Below are 14,848 nucleotides of genomic sequence, written 5' to 3'. Positions count from 1 at the left end.
GCTAATTCCGCAGTCTCAGGGATATCTTTTTGTCAGCCAGCACTGGTCTCCTCTTAAGTGGCTGGCCAAGGCCCGACAGCCATGCATGGTGGTCCCCTACCAAGACTGCGGCTGTCGGGCCCCTAGATGAACTGCAATCTTGCCCCATCGCGCAGGACGCTTGTTCAGTAAGCTGATCGAGGCTCCTTAGTTTTCCACCGCTAATCACGGCCCGTGGACTGAATTTTCTGGCTGGAATTTCCGAGACTCGCATATAAGAAAGTCCTTATGGAGCGCCGGTACGCAATCCGAAGGGTCAAGGATGAGCTTTGGGAGGTCTACGACATAGACAATGACAAGGTTGTACTCGTGGATGGGGTGGCCTTGTCGGATTTGCTGGACGAAGAGGCGCTCGACGCCTTGGAACTGCTAAAGGGCGGATACCTGACCCCGAGCCAGACCAGCAAGATAAAGCCCTAGACAAGATTTCACATCGACTACGGTGTGCCAAGTTGCGCTCGGGGAGGCGGTCAAAATCGTATTCAACGGACCGTCGAGCCGATCGACTTGCTCGACGCCGACGGCTCTGGTCACCGCGCTGTTCGGCCTGACGCCCGCCGAGGCGCGTGTCTTCGAGCAGATCGTGGCGGGCCGCACCGTGGCGGAGGCGTCGGATGCCCTCAACGTCGAGCACAGCACGGTCAGGACGCATCTGTTGCGGCTGTTCGAGAAGACCGGCGTGCGGCGACAGACCGAACTCGTTCGGCTGGCGGGGCACACAACCAGCATTGAATATGACGCGGAGCTCAGCACGACCAGCGGCCTGATCCTTCTGTACGGCAGTGCGCCACGACCAGTGCTGGATCAGGCGCGGGACCGGGCTCTGCACGCTACGGCCCTCAGTCCCAACGAGGCTTGCTGCCATCGGATCCTGGCGCTTATCCTGATGTACAGGGATCGAGGCGACTATGACGCCGCAGCGCAACATTTCGCGCGCGCTTTGGATCTGAATCCGTATGATGCCGATACCTTGGCCCAGACCGGTTTCTTCCAGGCTATACGCGGCAATGGCGACGCCGGCTTGGCGCTGCTCGACCAAGCCTTCTATCTCAATCCGATGCACCCCGCCTGGTATTATTTCGACAGAGGGGAAGCCTTGCTTGTTGTTGGTCGTTACCAGGAAGCGGCGGCCGCGTTTTCGTGTCTGCCGCGCAAGGATGCGTGGCATTGGGCACGACTGGCGGCGTGCTATGCACTTGCGGGCGATGATGACAGGGCCAGGGCCTGCGCCAGGGAAGGACGGCAGCTTGAACCCGATCTGACTGTCCAAGCGATTTCAGCGGACCTCCGCCTTAAAGTCCTAATGACCAGGAATGGGTTCGATCCGGTCGAGAACGTGCCGGCTGAGACGAAGCGCCGGCAGCTATCTAGGGTGATCTACATCAAGCGACCAAACCATCGGTAGGCCGTAAGGTGGAAAGGGCGCCGGCTTGGAGAATTTCAGGGTTTGCTGTGCGACCGCGAGGGGAAATGTAGAAGCCGATTTATGAGCGCGGGCTTACCCCCTGCGGTCAAATTGATAAAGGTCTCAATGGACGCAGGCCAGCCAACCAAATAGCCCTGAATTTCGACACAGCCCTCCTGGGCAAGGAAGGACCGCTGAGCTTCGGTTTCGACGCCCTCAGCGATAACGGGCACGCCGAGAGCGGACCCCAGTCCGATGACGGCACGCACGATTGCTGCTGCCTGGTCGTTGTTGGCCACGTCGACGATGAAACTTCGGTCGATCTTGATCTTGTCGAAAGGAAACGATCGCAACGAGGAAAGAGAAGCATAGCCGGTGCCGAAGTCATCCATGGCAATTTTGACGCCAAGGGATTTAAGCCGACGCAGGATCGACAGAGTCCGCTGCGGATTGCTTATGAGGACTCCTTCGGTTATCTCAAGCTCCAGTCGCGCCGGAGCAAGCCCCGTTTCGAGTAGAATCGAATGGACAAGGCCCACCAGGTCGCCATGTTGAAACTGCACCGGCGACAGGTTAACCGCGATCTTCAACGGAGCGGACCACGCCGCAGCTTCGCGACAGGCGCGTCGCAGCACCCATTCCCCAATCGGAACGATCAAACCGTTCTTCTCGGCCAATGGAATAAAATCGTTGGGAGGAATAAGACCTAGCCCTTCGTGGCGCCACCGCAGAAGAACTTCAAATCCGAACACCCCTCCATCGATTGTGGCCTGTGGCTGGTAGTGCAACATAAGTTGGTCGCGTCCGAGCGCCGATCGAAGGTCCAGCTGCAGCGCCAACTGATCGCGCAAATGACGATCCATCTCCGGTTCGAAGAACCGAGCATTTAGTCGGCCCTCCGCTTTCGCGCGGTAAAGGGCGGCGTCGGCATTGGACAGAAGCGTCCCGGTATCGTTTCCGTCTTTAGGGAAAACGGCAATCCCAATACTCAGTCCAATGCGTAACCTTTGGCCTTCGATGTCAAAGACCTCGTCGCTCGTGGCCAATAGCCTACTAGCGAGTTCATCAAGCCCACCTACGGAATGGGGCCCCGTCGCAATCAAGGTAAATTCGTCACCGCCGACTCTCGCCAGGAAAGTGTCCTGCGAGGCCATTGTGAGGCGCAGAGAGACTTCCCTTAGGAGCTTATCCCCCAGCGCATGTCCGAAAACGTCGTTGGCCTCCTTGAAATTGTCCAGGTCGATACAAAACACCGCGAAGGTCTCGCCCTTCGCAACCGCCTGTTCAAAGGTCAGGGCCAGATGTTTGGCAAATGCCACTCGATTTGGCAGGCCTGTGAGCGCGTCGTGGTGAGCGAGGTGAACGATGCTCTGATAGGAAGCGTTAAGTTCGCTTCGGGCCTGGGAAAGATTGTCTCTGGCGTCGTCGAGGCTAAGAGCGGCCTGGAGAACTTCCTGCTGCAATAGATTGAAGCTTTCCGCCATCTCACCGATTTCGTCTCTCGAATGAACTGAAACGGGCGTGACGTTGACGGAGGCGTGGGCTGCACAAAGGTCACCGCGACCAAGGGCCACCATAGCTCGATTGAAGTCGCGTAGCGTACCCGAGGTAAGCCGCTTGGCAGCGTTGCTGATTTCGGTTGCCGAGTGCGCGATCATCCCTGGCAGAACCAGGCCGACGCTAATGGTCAACATGGCCACAGCGACAAAGATGTCCTCAAGCGCCGCTATCATAGCGTCGTGTTCGGCCGAGACAGTGCTTACGGCGATGACGTAGCCAGCGGCATCCAACGCCAGAACCAGCAACATAGCGCCGGTTAGCTTGAGATGCAGTGATTGCCCGAACGCCGGCAACCCCGCACGGAGCCGATCTTCAATTACTCGCCATGCGTAGAGGGCGGCCCCCGAATAGGCCATGACGAGACCAACAATGACCGTGGGAAGTCCGAACTGCTGAAAACCGAGCAAAGCGGCTAGCATCCATACCCCAGAGGCAATCAAGCCAAGCACGATGGCTCCCTTCGGGGCGCGATAAGGTCGGTCGACAGCCGGATGGTCGCGGCGCAAAAGCCAGGCCGCAACATTCGGCAGGCAGATGCCGATCAAATAGGTAAAGTTTGCGGCCGCGATGAGCCAGATCGGATCGCCTATCGCAAGGAACAGAATTGCCATTGAGGCTGTGAGTAACGTCGCCGTCCATGGACAGTCCGTCGCCGACCGTCGGCCGAGGAACCGCGGCAGCAGCCCGTCCTCGCTAAGCTGCGCCAAGGTTCGGGAGGCGCCTGCAAGCGGCTGCATTGTTCCATGGAACATGTTGAGCATCATGAACCAGATGGCGGCTGCCTTGCCAAAACTGCCAAGCAGGGGAGCAAAGGCAGGCCCCAGAGCGACCGCCAAGTCCGTGCCAAGGGCCTGAGATCCCAACGCGCCTAGCCAAACTAATGGCAAGACGATGAAGTAAAGTCCGGCCATGGCGGCGCTCGCCAATACGGCACGAGGGACGTTGCGGTTCGGATCGACTGTTTCGCCGACATGGCATGTGGCCGCTTCAAACGCTGGGGCAGCAAAACCGACCAAATAGAGGCCTGCCATTATCGATGTCAGATCACCGAACCAGCCTGGGAACGGCGAGATCAATGTGAAGGTCGTCGCCTGGCGCCAATCGACATTGCCCGAAAGGACCGGGATGAGTGCGGCCGCGAATGCAAGGAGGGCCGACCCCGTAGCAATCGGGATGACGAGTCGCGAAACCCATTTTATTCCGCACAAACTGACCGCGGTGAAAAAAACGACCAAGGCGCAGGCTACGAACTCGACCGGAATAGCCGGCAGGTACCATTGCTGAATTGCTGACGCCGAGAGCAGTGCCGTCAGTCCGCAAGTTGGAACCCAACCCCACCAGTAGCACGTCCCGGCCAAACCAGAGAGAATCGGACTATATGGTCGGAATGCTTCTGAACACGCCGCTGCGATGCCGCCCACGCGGTCGGGCCATAGCAACACCAGCTCTGTCCAGGCTGGCGCAGCTGCCCAGCTAAGGATCACACCAACGATTAGCAAAAGGACGGCGGCGCTTCCTTGACCCGGGATCGCACCTTGGCCGATGAAAAGTGCGGCCATAAGAAAAAGGCTTTGGTTGCTGCCACCCATCGCCAACGCGGTGGTGCCGATCCAACCTAGCGATCGGGGATGCGGTCGCAAGGAATGTTGCCTTTGCATTCCAGCCCCTAATCTATTCGTGAGCGCTAATTTACGATGCGAGCAAAACCTTTCGAAGTCATTAGCGGTAGTAAAGGAGGGAGTTCTATGTTTCTCGGAGAAGGAACGAGGTGACTAAGTGGCAAGATCCCATGTTTTCTAGCGTGCTCCCCGTTTTGCCCCCGCTCTATAAGTTGGGCCTGTTCACGTTGCGGTCCGATGTGGACCGGGTAGCAAACTCATTGGGGTGAGCCGCTCGTGCGGGGGCGGTTCACAATGTAGTCGATCCTCCACGCTTCGACGCTGTCTCGGGCGTGCCGATTGCCGGTGAACATCCGCCCCAGACGCTCATCGCGCAGCGGACTGGTGATGCTTTCCACGAAGCCGTTTTGCATCGGCTTGCCTGGCGCGATCCAGTGGCATCCGACGCGCCGATCTTCCTGCTTCGCTGCTTGGACTCCGGGCTTCTGGTCTGCCCTTGGACGGCGTCGATGGCAATCTCAATGGCAACCCAGACAGCGCCAACAACACGGCGGGCTCGACTTCCCTCGAAGACGCAGGATTTGAGGGATCTGTAGCCGGGATCATACGTGATAGTTGAGTTGCGCCGCTATCCGCTAACCCTACTCAAAGAACGCTCTTTTCGGAACCGTAAGGTTTGGCAATGCTGACCATGCCTTTGGTCCGAAGGCGCTGGTATAAATAGAAAATTGTCATCAAGCCGATTGCTGTTCCAGAACCAAGACACAGCGGGAGCAGCAGCTCTCCACCGATACGAAATGCAAGCAGAGTAACGCCCACCGCAGCGACGATGGCATTTATGAATGCGATCATAGTCGCCGCAGTGGTTAGGTAGGCCAGGAGTGGCCCAGTACGAAGAGAAGGTTCGGCGTCGTTTTCGGGCCAGCGACCTAATTCTTTGGAAAACTGGATGGCCGCTTCATCGCCCAAAGTTCGATAGTAGGCTCGGATCCGGGCAATGCCGATATGGGCCTGCATGTTCTCAGCGGCGATGTCGATTAACCTCAAGACGGTAAAGGCACCCAGTAAAAAGACCGATGGCAGCACAACCGCGACAAACGGCAGGAAAAATTCGGAGGACTGCGTAACAAAGCCAGTTGCCACAAGAGCGCTCGACAGAGACATAATGTAGATGGTCGTTCGCGACGCCATTTCGCTTATGGATGTGCTGATGGCTGTCTGCTGCACGAAATGCTCTGTCGTGAGAGCAGCGAGAAACGCAGCGCTGGGTGTAGGCGTGTCAGTCATTGGAATATACTCCCAATCAAAATTATCCTGGATCAGTTTGGGCATCAAGGATAGATGGGCGGGGCTCCTGATCGAGCAGGCAATCGTCGGCGATATTGGTGACCAACACTCGCTCGATGACGATCAACAGTGTCGGGCCGGTGACTATCAACAACTGAGAAACGGATTCCGAAGCCAACGCGGGGGCGTTTGCAAATCTGTAATTCCAGCGAAGGGCGAGGAGACCGAGCTTCATGCCTATTGGGATAGAATGTCCAAAGACGCGACGGAAATCGCATAGGTTCGCCGCCGTGACGTGCCTACCCCATTGCAGTCAGGTTTCGGTCATGTTCCGCAGAGTAGGCGTGCGTGAATTCGGCCCCGAGCAAAAAAATCAATGACGAATAATAAATCCAGAGCAGAACGATTATAAGGGCACTAGCGGCGCCGAACGATGACGCAACGGTACTGCTGCCGAGATAGAGGCCGATCAAGCTTTTACCGATCGTGAAGAGAGCGGCTGTGACAAAAGCCCCGAACCAGACGTCGCGCCACAGCAAGTGCCGGTCGGGAAGAACCTTGTAAATCGCTGCGAAAAGCACGGAGATGAGTGCAAACGAGATCAGCAGGTTCACCGTCTCGATCACGACAGACCCGAATGGGAGCATCTCATTGATTCTGTCGCTGAGAGCCGCAATCGCGGCGCTAGCTGCAAGCGAAACAATCAACAAAAACCCGAGCGCAATCACTAGCCCCAAACTAGCTGTTCGAGCTCGGATTAAACGTGACACGGAACTGCCCTTGCTGGTCACTTTCCAAATCGTATTCAAAGCGGACTGCATTTCGCCGAACACCCCGGAGGCTGTGAGAAGCAGGGTGAACAGGCCGATAACTGTCGCGATCACCCCTGACGATGGATTTGAGGCGCTCTTGAGGACACTTTGAAAAACCTCCGCGCTCTGACGGCCCATCAGCCCTGACAGTTCATTTGCGACCGCATCGCGAGAAGCGTCCTGACCGAATACCAAGCCTGCCACGGCGACGACCAGTAGTAGGATGGGACCTAGAGAAGTCACCGCGAAGAACGCCATCGCCGCCCCGTGGCTTAGCGAATTGTCTTCAATAAATCCAACGAAACTGGCCTTCGTAATGCGCCAGGCCTCTTCCATTTGACATCCTTGGGATAACCGGGGCCGTGGCGGAATTCACTTCCTGGCAGGTCTGGTTGGTTTGTCCGCGACTTCTTGGATTTTATCTCGAAAGGTTTCCTCCGTCTTCGAGGCCGCTGACTTCACCACGTCGGTGACTTGTTCAACGATAGAAGCGGGATCCGCGCTGAAGCCCTTCTTGTCTGCCTCGTCCTTGAGGGTTTGATAGGCTTGCGTTGCAACGTCCTTGGCGCCGTCGACGCCTTTGTTTAAAAGCTCACTCGCTTTGTCGCGTATGTTGTCACTCGCTTGGCCAAGCTGCTGATCTTCAAAGTCAGTGTGTGGGAGCATGGCACCAACAGCAGTCCCAAAAGCCAACCCGAGGGCGGCAAGCACCAATGGTTCCTGGCGCAGCAGGTCGGTCGCGGCGGCGGTGATCTTACCCGCCTCGTCGGCCGCGCTAGCGCCATATTGGGCAGCACTGTCGGACACGCTGCGAGTCCCGCTGGCTACCCCGGCCCTGACGCCTTCGGCGGCATCACCGATTATCCCCGCTGCTTTATCACTGACGCGGGAAACAGCATCTGATATTCCACCAGCAAAATTGTCGGAACTTTCGTAGCCCTGTTCACCATGCAAGTCTGAGCCGGTCCGGGACTTGGGCTTCGGCCAGCTTTCCTGGAACCCTGTTGCTTGCGGAGGGCGCTGCCCAGCCATCAGCCACATCAGCCCAACGCCCACCAATGCTACAGGAAGAGGGTTTGCTCCGACTTGAGACTTGAGCGTGCTCATCAGCGACCCGCCATCGCCGGCGGTGAACATGCCGGAAAACTCATCGATAAGTTGGCCGGGCGTCATCTTGTTGCGGATCGATTCCGCGGTGTCCGACACCCTGGCGCGCGCGATCTCGGCGTCATGTTGAAGCTCGGCAGAGGTTTTCTCGGTCATTTGACTTGATCCTTAATGACGCCGGCATCTTGCTTAAGTTGGGCGGTTGTTCGGTCAGGAGTAAGTTCGGAGGGTTTCATATTCGCAGAGCCATTTCGCAGCAGGACAAGGCCGAGAATGGCGACTAGCACGCCGACTAACAGCGACGACCATCCGGGACCGAGCGCTGTTTTCGACAGCGCGATCACCAAGGCCTGCAGCAGCACCAATAGCGCTGCCAAAAGGCAGATAGCGCCACCGAGCACTTCAATCGCGCCAGCACCTGCCTTCTCGGCTTTTTCGGATAGCTCGGTTCTAAGGAGCCGACCTTCAGTCTGCAGCAAGGTTGTCACCTGCTGTGACAGGTCGGTAATCAGCGTCATCAAGCTGCGGTCGTCCGGAGCGGGGGTCATAATTTGGAACTCGCAGCCGAACGATCGGAACGGCTATCTCGGGCTGACGGCGATGCATTCACCTCAGGAGCAGAACTTTTGATAAAGCGCCCTAGGGCCAGACCTGCAATGACCGCGCCGCCGATGAGAGCGGCGGGGTTATCTCGGCCGAAAGCCCGCATCTCGCCAAGCACTTCTTCGAAAGGTTTGTCCTTTAAAGACGCCGACATTCGTTCAAGGCCACCAGCCGCCTCCAACGCGAACTTTGATGCTGCTCGCTGGTCGTTGTTTGCCAGATGCTGACTTGCCGCGCGCACAGCACCCCCGAAAGCTGCAATAGCACCCGTCAGATTATTTTGAACAGCTTGAGCCTGATCAAGGAGAGCATCCTTTCCCTCTTCGGCGACATCCATGGCTTTCTGGGTAATATCGTCCTTCGCGTTGCTGAGCACGTCAGCCGCCTTCCGGCCGGCTTCGCCAACCCGGCTCGCGACTTCATTTTGTGCTTTAGAACCCATGCCCGAGGTGGTCTTCATATTAGTCTCCCATTGTCGGCCAGCCATCAGTGGAGGCCTAGAAACGAAAGGATCGCGAGCACGACGACCACCAGGCCGATAAGGTAAATAACACCGTTCATGTGCGTGTTCCTCCAGACACAGTAACTTGCGATTTCGACAACCGTTCCGCTGTCGCGAGGAATATTGACGGCCGGGGCGTGGTCTCGATCAGGGGCGAATTCGCGTCCCGCTTAGCATCAATTTCCCGGACAAGTGGATCGCAAACCTTGGGACGGCCACTTGATGTCGTGTCCCTGGAGGAGCTTGCTCATAAACTCATTGCAGACGCCAAAACGGTCAGCAATTAAGCGCGTGGAGATCGACGAGGCTCGGAAGCCTATCGCAAACTCGTCGATACGATTGTGCATTTTCGATCCCGGCCACTCGGAATGAGCGAGCGAGCGGCCAAGTTTTGCACCTTTGGATGGAAAAGCAGGGCTTGCTGTACCGGCTTCTTATAGCGACGCCACCCTGATTGAACTGGGGAATACCTCATCACCCGAGTATTCGCGACACCTGGCGTCGACGGCGCTGATGCCGTGAGCACCTCGGCGAAGGGCGCTGGGTCTGGTCGCCAAGCGCCAATGCGGCCGTTGCGGCGCTCATCCCTGACGTGAGCGGGGTCGAAGCCGCACAGCACCGGGTGCAGAGCCAAGCAGATGATAGCCCCGTTCAGCTTTGCTCAGCACTCCGACATGCGTCGGTGTGATTAGGTCAACTTTCCGGGCAAGCGCGAACAGCGCCCTCGATGAGCCCGCCTTCTTTTCAAACTCGATCTCGCAGAATGGAGCCTCGCGATCGGCTGCAATGACCCTGCCAGAATCCAAAGCGACTTCGATCGCGGCGTCGCCATCCATCACGTTCCAAGAATGCCCTTTGACATAAACCTCGAACAGAGGCGCGAGCTTTGGCCCAGCGCCTGAGAGCAGATCTCGGATCTGCGGATCATCAAGTATCGGCGTGTTACCGCGACCGGATGTCTCCCATTCCTCGCGTGTGAACGACCCGGCCGCGGCACCGTTTCCGGCTTTGACGGTTTGTATGCGTTCATTCCCCGATTGCCGAATGCGAAGCCACAGGCCGCGCTCAGATAGATCCCATCCGGGGGTGTCGAAATAGATTGATACCTGCTGAAGACCGGTGGGCTAGGATCCGAACGGATTCTTCTTCAGGAGCGACCGCGCACCCGATATCGAAAGCTCGAGCTTCAGTTCCGTTTCCTGCGTGATACACTGAGCGTCGCTCCACGGCAATCGATGCGACCCACCGGCATGGTGCGTCATAAAACTGTCACAAACAACCGCCCGCCTCGACCCACTTTGGCGGCCTCAAGCCGGCAGATCAAATGAGCGCGCGGAACCACCCTTCTCAGTCCACGTTCATCCGATGATGCAGGAAAAGGACACCAAGGACACACAGAGAGAGATGGCCCCCAAAGAAAAAAAGAAGAAGGTGAGCCGCGTGGTGAAGGGGCAGGAGCTGGAGGTAGAGCACCTGACGGAAATTGCCGACGTCTCGCCGAAACAGGCGCGTGCCTTGTTGCGTAAGCATGGTGCCGACTGGTCCAAGCTCAAAGACGAAGCCGAAGATTTGAAGGAAGACTGAAAATGCCCGGCGCGGTGCCTTCGTATTGTGCCGGTCTTCTTCCATTTGGTCGGGCGGCTTTGTCCGCCCGCCCGCATCATTCGACTATGTCGCGGCAAATCTCAGTCCGTTGCTCAAATTAAAGAGGACGCTTTCAATTTGCAAGGAAAGCTAGAAGGCTTTTTGGGCGATCCACCGAATGGAAGACCGGGAAGGACAAGGGGCGGGTCCGGGATTTACCGAAACACTGTTCAGCTTCGCGTGCCAGAGCAGGACCTGAATGACCCGGGTGTCGGCGCCGTCCTCCAGAAGGTATGTCGCGAAGCTGTGGCGCAACGTGTGGGGCCCGACTCGGCGGTATCGAGTGGAGCTTCGGCAGGAAGCGTGGGATGGGACTTTAATGTGGCGCCCTACCGGTCAAGTACCGTCGAAAGAGGCCGTTAGCGCCCAGGCGAATACCGTTCAGGCGGAGGTAGGTCTTTCACAACGCGACCGGCAGCTTTGCGCCTCATGCACGAACCCGCTTCGCGGGAGGGGCGTCTCGTTCTGAGATGGCGCGACAGGCATTGGTCTTGAGCAGGTAGAAGTTGCGATCTGACCATGGAGTTCCTTCAACGAGAGGAACTTGCCATGGATACCCTGTCGACCGATGCACCGATCACGCCGCTTCGCCAGCGCATGCAGCAAGACATGCTCATGCGGGGCTTAGGCTCCCATACCCAGCAGGACTACGTTCGTCACGTCCGGCGCTTCGCAGCCTTCCTCCGACGCTCTCCCGATACTGCGACGCCCGAGGACATCCGCCGCTTCAAGTTGTATCAGCATGAGAACGGCATCGGGCCTGCGACCATCAACGGCGCGGTCTCGGCGTTGCGGTTCCTGTTCCTGGTGACGCTGAAGCGGCGGGATCTGGCCCGTGTGCTGGTGATCATGCGCCATCCACGCAAGCTGCCGGACGTGCTGAGCGTGGAGGAAGCGGCGCGGCTGCTCGAAGCAGCACCTGGTATCAAGTACAAGGCCGCGCTCGGTGTCGCCTATGGCGCGGGCCTGCGCGTATCGGAGGTCGCGCACCTCAAGGTCGATGATATCGACAGCACATGCATGCTGATCCGCGTCGAACAGGGCAAAGGACGCAAAGATCGCAACGCCATGCTCTCGCCGCAACTGCTGGAACTGCTGCGCCTGTGGTGGCGCGAAGGCAGGCGTCGCGGTGTGATGCTTCCGCATGGCTGGCTGTTCCCGGGGCGCAGTTGCACCGATCCGATCTCGTCGCGGCAACTCCATCGCGCGGTTCAGGAAGCCGCCGAAGTCGCCGGCATCCGCAAGCGTGTCAGCCCGCATACGCTGCGGCACAGCTTCGCCACCCACCTGCTCGAGCAGGACGTCGACATCCGCGTCATCCAGGTGCTGCTTGGGCACAGCAAGCTCGAAACGACAGCGCTCTACACCAAGGTCTCGACCCGGACGATCCATGCGGTCGCAGGGCCGCTCGACCGGCTGATGGCGCTGATGGAGGATAAGTCGCCTCCCGGCTGAACCGGGTGCGCGCGGACCTGGAGGTTGCCGACATCTTCCGTGTTGCTGGGCTCGCCTACCGGGCCGCCCATGCAGGGCACCTGAGCTTACATCAGCTCAAGGTGATGTCGGCGATCGAGAACTGCCGCACCGCAGCCCTTGGCGGGCATGTCGAAGCCTGCGAGGACTGCGGCCAGCGGCGCATCGCCTACAACAGCTGCCGCAACCGGCACTGTCCCAAGCGCCAGGGCGCGGCGGCGCGGACCTGGCTTGCCAAGCGGGAAGCCGACCTGCTGCCGGTCGGCTACTTCCATGTCGTGTTCACGCTGCCGCCGAGGTCGCCGACGTCGCCTTCCAGAACAAGGCGCTGGTCTATGACCTGCTGTTCCGTGCGGCATCGGAGACGATGGTGACGATCGCGGCTGATCCCAAGCACCTTGGCGCCCGCATCGGCATCACCGCCGTGCTCCACACCTGGGGGTCGGCGATGACGCACCATCCGCACGTGCACATGATCGTGCCGGGCGGCGGCATCGCGCCAGACGGGACGCGCTGTGTCTCGTCGCGTCCGGCCCCCTTTCTCCCGGTGCGCGTGCTCGGCAAGCTGTTCCGACGGCTCTTCCTCACCCGGCTGGTCACGCTGCAGGAGGCGGGGCGGCTCGCCTTCTTCGGCTCGATGACACACCTCAGCGAACGGCGAGCCTTCTTGCGCCATCTCGCTCCCTTCCGGAAGAAGCGCTGGGTTGTTTACGCCAAAGCGCCGTTCGCCCGGCCGGAGGCGGTCCTCGCCTACCTGTCGCGATACACGCATCGGGTCGCGATCTCGAACCGCCGGCTGGTCGCCTTCGAAGAGGCTGGCGTCACCTTCCGCTACAAGGACTATCGTCGCGACGGCACCGACAGGCAGCAGGTCATGACGCTCGCCACAGACGAGTTCATTCGCCGCTTCCTGCTTCATGTCCTGCCGCGCGGCTTCCATCGCATCCGACATTACGGCCTACTTGCCGGTGGCTCTCGCAAGGCCGGCCTCGCGTTGGCGCGCGAGCTGCTGAGCGTCGCCGCGCCACCCGATGAGGACACACAAGGCGAACCGGAGGACTTCCGGTCGGCATACCCCTGCTGCGGCGGACGCATGATCGTCGTCGAGGTGTTCGAACGGTGGAAGCAGCCGCGCGGACCGCCGGACGCATCGGCACCGATCCGGGAGACCGCTCCATGACCCGGCACGGCATGAACCAGCTTCCAGCCACCGGCGTTCAACCTCCGGCAACGGACCCGCGCGTGTCCATGGTGATCCCCGACGCCGACAGGGCAACATCCGACTGCGCGCGGAGCCTAAGGTCGTGCGAAGAGGCAACGATGTCCCCTGGCCGTATCCATCTCCATCTCGGCACTTCCCGACTATGACCCCGCTACCGCCGACATCAGCCGCAACCCGAAATCCCCATAGCCATAGTCCGTGGCCCGCGGGTTCCTGCATGAGAGGCCTTCGTACGCCTGCCGGCACCCGAAACCCTTCGCCATTTCGGACGTTGGAGTCGGCCTTGTCATTGCCTCCAAGCGGCCATCATCGGCAATTGGCGATGGGCGTTGCGCTTCACAGGTTCTGGAGGTCAGCGCTCGACAAACCTGCGGGAGGCTCGGATATCCTGCCTTTGGCCCACTGGCGGTATCCAAGACAACACAGTGAACCGGCTCCTGTTGATGTCCAGTTCCGAGCACCACCTCGCCAGCGTACCGATGGCCTTTGTATACCAGTGGTATTTTTGTAATATTAGCGAAAACTCATATGGAGCGACCTTGTCGGAGCTATGCTGCGTCCTATAACCCCGGTTGGGAGAGATCACGCTCTTGGCCATTGACCCCAAAGACGCGCAGCACGCCGGCATTGTTAAGCGGCTCGTCCGAGAGTTCGGCATAACCGAAGCGCAGGCAATCGATCTCATCGCCTTGCTTGGCGCCGATTGGGCATTCGCTTGTTCGCGAAGCCAAAGCCTTGCTCGGGCGGCAATCGCCTTAAATCCGCGTCACTTGTTCGATCCCAGGCGAGTTTTCTGGCCTTCCGCAAAGCTGGTTGTTGCCGTAGGCAGCGCCGTAACCCCGGGGGTAGGGCACTCCTAGAGGAACCGTAGACCGGAGCGGAGTCGAGGACCTCCTCCGAAGGTTGATTGAAACGTCCGGCCCACTGAAAAAATGGCGCCGCCAGGTGCAATCAGCAACAATTGAAGACTTCGTGAGCGCTCGCGGCCCAGGCGCACGTCGGAAGATGGACGCGGAGCAGACAAAGCCGTTCCGCGTCATTCCCATCCAATAGGCGATTTAGTAGCCGTGATAGCCGTTACCGCAGACGCGAACCTCCTCCACCACGCGGTGGTGGTGGCGCCAGTGGCTCACTAGTTCCGTGCGGCAATGGCGACGGTGATGATAGCGCACCGCATAGCCGCCATTGTCATAGTCGTCATTGTAGACATGGCGGTAGTATCGGTGATGGCGATAATATGGGCTATAATCGCCGTTGTAATAGCTGTCATCATAGCTCGGACCGATGCCGATACCGAGCTGCACGCCGCCGGCGCTAGCCGGCGCGATCGCGAACGCCGAGGCGATGGCGATTATCGAAGCAAGCAGAAGCTTTTTCATTGCACCCTCCTTGAGTTTCGAGGACGCCCCTTCGCGAAAAGAACGGTTTGGGGCGGTGCGGGTTCCCGCAAACCGAGGCGCCCTGGCGTATCGAAGACGGGCAACCGACGCTTTGCAGGTTGGGATCAAGGTTTGCCTGAGAAGAAGGGAACATGTGTTTTGGGGAAATGCCCAGCCGGAATGAGAACTAGCATCC

At 59.0% G+C, this 14,848-nt stretch carries 13 protein-coding genes and 2 pseudogenes; 5 read left to right on the top strand and 10 right to left on the bottom strand.

The features are described 5' to 3' along the window. Positions 1-267: 267 nt before the first annotated feature. Both ACWGS8_RS21495 and ACWGS8_RS21490 read left to right on the top strand, forming a co-directional pair. Positions 268-459, top strand: a complete 192-nt coding sequence (locus tag ACWGS8_RS21495) for a hypothetical protein (protein WP_454582786.1) — start codon at positions 268-270, stop codon at positions 457-459. Between the two features lie 22 nt (positions 460-481). Next, complete coding sequence (locus ACWGS8_RS21490; protein WP_454582785.1) at positions 482-1,444, top strand: LuxR C-terminal-related transcriptional regulator; 963 nt, start codon at positions 482-484, stop codon at positions 1,442-1,444. Between the two features lie 35 nt (positions 1,445-1,479). Here ACWGS8_RS21490 and ACWGS8_RS21485 read toward each other — a convergent pair whose 3' ends face one another. The 8 genes and pseudogenes from ACWGS8_RS21485 to ACWGS8_RS21450 form a co-directional block, all read right to left on the bottom strand. Next, complete coding sequence (locus ACWGS8_RS21485; RefSeq protein WP_454582784.1) at positions 1,480-4,593, bottom strand: EAL domain-containing protein; 3,114 nt, start codon at positions 4,591-4,593, stop codon at positions 1,480-1,482. A gap of 287 nt (positions 4,594-4,880) precedes the next feature. Then, positions 4,881-5,060: pseudogene (locus tag ACWGS8_RS21480) on the bottom strand (integrase core domain-containing protein); the annotation flags it as partial. Between the two features lie 208 nt (positions 5,061-5,268). Further along, complete coding sequence (locus ACWGS8_RS21475; protein WP_454582783.1) at positions 5,269-5,910, bottom strand: hypothetical protein; 642 nt, start codon at positions 5,908-5,910, stop codon at positions 5,269-5,271. 299 nt (positions 5,911-6,209) lie between these two features. Then, positions 6,210-7,058, bottom strand: a complete 849-nt coding sequence (locus tag ACWGS8_RS21470; RefSeq protein WP_454582782.1) for a YihY/virulence factor BrkB family protein — start codon at positions 7,056-7,058, stop codon at positions 6,210-6,212. 36 nt (positions 7,059-7,094) lie between these two features. After that, positions 7,095-7,985, bottom strand: a complete 891-nt coding sequence (locus ACWGS8_RS21465; protein WP_454582781.1) for a hypothetical protein — start codon at positions 7,983-7,985, stop codon at positions 7,095-7,097. Next, positions 7,982-8,347, bottom strand: coding sequence for a phage holin family protein (locus tag ACWGS8_RS21460; protein ID WP_454583035.1), 366 nt, complete (start codon positions 8,345-8,347; stop codon positions 7,982-7,984). Before ACWGS8_RS21460 ends, ACWGS8_RS21465 begins: the two co-directional genes overlap by 4 nt. A 26-nt stretch (positions 8,348-8,373) precedes the next feature. Beyond that, positions 8,374-8,892, bottom strand: a complete 519-nt coding sequence (locus ACWGS8_RS21455) for a hypothetical protein (RefSeq protein WP_454582780.1) — start codon at positions 8,890-8,892, stop codon at positions 8,374-8,376. A gap of 623 nt (positions 8,893-9,515) precedes the next feature. Further along, entirely contained in the window at positions 9,516-9,992 is a 477-nt protein-coding gene (locus tag ACWGS8_RS21450; protein ID WP_454583034.1) for a CYTH domain-containing protein, read from the bottom strand. 307 nt (positions 9,993-10,299) lie between these two features. On the opposite strand from ACWGS8_RS21450, the gene ACWGS8_RS21445 reads away from it, so the two are divergent. Beyond that, the gene (locus ACWGS8_RS21445; RefSeq protein ID WP_454582779.1) at positions 10,300-10,518 is read left to right on the top strand and encodes a hypothetical protein; all 219 of its coding nucleotides are present in this window, start codon (positions 10,300-10,302) and stop codon (positions 10,516-10,518) included. Positions 10,519-10,668: 150 nt separating this feature from the next. Here the strand turns inward: ACWGS8_RS21445 and ACWGS8_RS21440 are convergent, their stop codons facing one another. Next, positions 10,669-10,899: a tyrosine-type recombinase/integrase gene (locus tag ACWGS8_RS21440; protein WP_454583033.1), complete on the bottom strand. Its 231-nt coding sequence runs from the start codon at positions 10,897-10,899 to the stop codon at positions 10,669-10,671. A gap of 228 nt (positions 10,900-11,127) precedes the next feature. Between ACWGS8_RS21440 and ACWGS8_RS21435 the strand changes: the two genes are divergently transcribed. Further along, complete coding sequence (locus ACWGS8_RS21435) at positions 11,128-12,033, top strand: tyrosine-type recombinase/integrase (RefSeq protein ID WP_454582778.1); 906 nt, start codon at positions 11,128-11,130, stop codon at positions 12,031-12,033. 5 nt (positions 12,034-12,038) lie between these two features. Further along, positions 12,039-13,231: pseudogene (locus ACWGS8_RS21430) on the top strand (IS91 family transposase). Between the two features lie 1,100 nt (positions 13,232-14,331). Here ACWGS8_RS21430 and ACWGS8_RS21425 read toward each other — a convergent pair. Further along, positions 14,332-14,652: a hypothetical protein gene (locus tag ACWGS8_RS21425; RefSeq protein ID WP_454582777.1), complete on the bottom strand. Its 321-nt coding sequence runs from the start codon at positions 14,650-14,652 to the stop codon at positions 14,332-14,334. Positions 14,653-14,848: the final 196 nt, after the last annotated feature.

The organism is Mesorhizobium sp. 43Arga (assembly GCF_053714255.1).
This window is presented reverse-complemented; position numbering and strand designations above follow the sequence as displayed.

Bases quoted from the DNA above. Each gene is read 5' to 3' on its own strand.
- ACWGS8_RS21495 (WP_454582786.1), top strand. From the start codon at position 268: ATGGAGCGCCGGTACGCAATCCGAAGGGTCAAGGATGAGCTTTGGGAG.
- ACWGS8_RS21485 (WP_454582784.1), bottom strand. From the start codon at position 4,593: ATGGGTGGCAGCAACCAAAGCCTTTTTCTTATGGCCGCACTTTTCATC.
- ACWGS8_RS21475 (WP_454582783.1), bottom strand. From the start codon at position 5,910: ATGACTGACACGCCTACACCCAGCGCTGCGTTTCTCGCTGCTCTCACG.
- ACWGS8_RS21470 (WP_454582782.1), bottom strand. From the start codon at position 7,058: ATGGAAGAGGCCTGGCGCATTACGAAGGCCAGTTTCGTTGGATTTATT.
- ACWGS8_RS21465 (WP_454582781.1), bottom strand. From the start codon at position 7,985: ATGACCGAGAAAACCTCTGCCGAGCTTCAACATGACGCCGAGATCGCG.
- ACWGS8_RS21460 (WP_454583035.1), bottom strand. From the start codon at position 8,347: ATGACGCTGATTACCGACCTGTCACAGCAGGTGACAACCTTGCTGCAG.
- ACWGS8_RS21455 (WP_454582780.1), bottom strand. From the start codon at position 8,892: ATGAAGACCACCTCGGGCATGGGTTCTAAAGCACAAAATGAAGTCGCG.
- ACWGS8_RS21445 (WP_454582779.1), top strand. From the start codon at position 10,300: ATGATGCAGGAAAAGGACACCAAGGACACACAGAGAGAGATGGCCCCC.
- ACWGS8_RS21435 (WP_454582778.1), top strand. From the start codon at position 11,128: ATGGATACCCTGTCGACCGATGCACCGATCACGCCGCTTCGCCAGCGC.
- ACWGS8_RS21425 (WP_454582777.1), bottom strand. From the start codon at position 14,652: ATGAAAAAGCTTCTGCTTGCTTCGATAATCGCCATCGCCTCGGCGTTC.